The organism is Bradyrhizobium sp. (genome assembly GCF_004799405.1).
Classification (GTDB): Bacteria; Pseudomonadota; Alphaproteobacteria; order Rhizobiales; family Xanthobacteraceae; genus Bradyrhizobium.
In genome coordinates, this window is record NZ_SSMW01000067.1 from 1 (window position 1) to 2,450 (window position 2,450).

Consider the following 2,450-nt stretch of genomic DNA (forward strand, 5'->3'; position numbering starts at 1 on the left):
ACGAAAATGCCATAAGCGATTTCGATAGGGCGATTGCATTGGCGCCAAATTTCTCGAGCGCTTTTTATAACAAGGGCAAGTCCCTCGGCTTCCTCAGGCGTTACGAAGAAGCCTTTGCGGCCTATGACACCGCGCTGGCGCTCAGGCCTGACCTGGCCGAGGCCTTGGTCGGTCGCGGTCATCTCCTCTACGAACTCAGGCGCTATGACGACGCTCTTGCGGCCTATGACAAAGCCCTGGCCCTCAAACCTGTGCTTGCTGATGCCTGGCTCGGCCGCGGCAATGTCTGCGTCGCCCTCAATCGCTACGGCGACGCCTTTGCCGCTTATGACAAGGCGCTGTCGATCAGGGCCGGTCTGGCCGAGGCCTGGCTCGGCCGCGGCAACGTCTTTAATATCCTCAAGCGCTATGACGACGCCCTTGCGGCCTATGACAAGGCGCTCTCGATCAGGAACGATCTGGCAGAGGCCTGGCTGGGCCGCGGCGATGTCTTCGTCGCCCTCAGGCGCTACGACGAAGCCCTTGCGGCCTGTGAAAGGGCATTGTCGCTCGAGCCCGATCTGGTCGGTCTCGAAGGCGAGCGTATCCGTTGCAAAATGAATCTCTGCGATTGGACGGATTTCGAAGCTGAGTGCAAACATCTTGTTCAATCCGTCGCCAACGGCAAGGCGAATACCGACCCATTTGCATTGCTGGGGGTTGGTTCGTCCGTTGAAGATCAATTCAATTGCGCGCGATTGTGGGTTCAAAAGCGATACCCACCCCGGGACGACCAGCCGCCTTGGCGTGAAGCGCCCGATCGATCGGGCAAGATTCGTCTCGGCTACGTCTCGCCGGATTTTCGTCAGCATCCCGTTGCGGATCTGGCGGTCGGCGTTTTCGAAGGTCACGACAGATCGCAATTTGAGGTTTCCGGGATATCGATCGGGCCGAACGATAACTCGGAGATCCGCCGGCGGCTGGAGCGTGCGTTCGACACCTTTGTCGATGCCGAGGCGCTTGATGCCGATGACATAGCCCGGCTGATAAGAGGGCAGGGGATCGACATATTGATCGATCTGAGCGGCTTTACCTGGGGCGCCCGCACGGAGATCTTTGCGCGCCGTCCCGCACCCGTTCAGGTGAACTATCTCGGCTATCCGGGAACGATGGGGGCCGAATACATCGATTACCTGATTGCCGATCCGATCCTTGTCCCGGCGTCGCATCGGGCAAGCTACATGGAGAAGATCGCTTATCTTCCCCACAGCTACATGCCGCATGACGGTGCAAGCCGGCCGGTCTCGGATCGATGGTTTGAACGCGCCGAATTTGGCCTGCCTGCCAGCGGCTTCGTGTTCTGCTGCTTCAACAATGCCTACAAGCTCAATCCGGTGCTGTTTCGCCAGCGGATGAAGCTTTTGCAGGCGGTGGAAGGCAGCGTCCTGTGGCTGTCGGAAACCAATATGACGGCCGCGAAGAATTTGCGCAGGGAAGCGGCCGCTGCCGGCGTCGATCCGGCTCGGCTGGTATTCGCCGGCCGCGTCCCGTCTGCGGCGGATCATCTGGCGCGGCATCGTCTGGCCGACCTGTTTCTGGATACACTGCCGTACAATGCTCATGCCACGGCGAGCGACGCTCTGTGGACCGGCCTGCCGGTGCTGACGCAAATCGGCGAGACCTTCGCGGGCAGGGTCGCCGCCAGCCAGCTGACCGCGGTGGGTCTGCCTGAACTGATCGTGCGGACGCCGGAGCAGTTTGAAATCATGGCGATCGAACTCGCAACCAGCCCGCAGGCGTTGGCCGCGGTCAAGGACAAGCTCGTGCAGAATCGTTCGACCATGCCGTTGTTCGACACCGCTTTGTATACAAGGCATCTCGAAAGCGCTTACGCGGCGATGTATCGCCGCCACCAAAACGGGCTACTTCCCGACCATATTTATGTTCCGGAATAGGTGAGCCCGTCGGGAATGTTCCGGGCAAACCGGGGTTCAAATTCAGTGCGCCCGGTGCAAGCGCCCATTGGAAGCAGGAGGGATGCATGGTCAGATTTGCGGTCAAACTGTTGACGCTGGCAATGTTCTCGGTGTCGATGCTCACAGCCCCGATATTCGTTCAGGCCTGCGCGGCCGCGGGTGATCCGCCGTCTTCGTCCCCGCCGGCTACGGACGGCAAACCCGCCTCCAAGGTCAAGAACAAGAAGAAGACCGGCGAAATCCGTCCCGGCATCGAAGACACGGCATTCGTCAACGGCTATCGCGCGGCCTACGCGATAATCTATGACCGCAACGACTATGCCGCCGCTATCGGACAGTTGAAGGCGCTCGGCCACGACGACAACGCGGCCGTCGCCAACCTGCTCGGGTACTCCTATCGCAAGCTCGGCGACTACAAGGTTTCGCAGATCTGGTACGAGCGCGCGCTGAAGGCCGATCCCAATCACGTCAAGACCTGGCAGTATTACGGGCTGT

The 2,450-nt window shown here is 60.2% G+C and carries 2 protein-coding genes; both read left to right on the top strand.

Annotated elements, in window-relative coordinates:
* Nucleotides 1-1,934, top strand: a 1,934-nt coding sequence (locus E7813_RS10285; RefSeq protein ID WP_291573442.1) for a tetratricopeptide repeat protein, incomplete at its 5' end; no start/stop codon positions are given.
* Between the two features lie 86 nt (nucleotides 1,935-2,020).
* On the top strand, nucleotides 2,021-2,450 hold a 430-nt coding region (locus E7813_RS10290; protein ID WP_291573444.1), incomplete at its 3' end, for a tetratricopeptide repeat protein.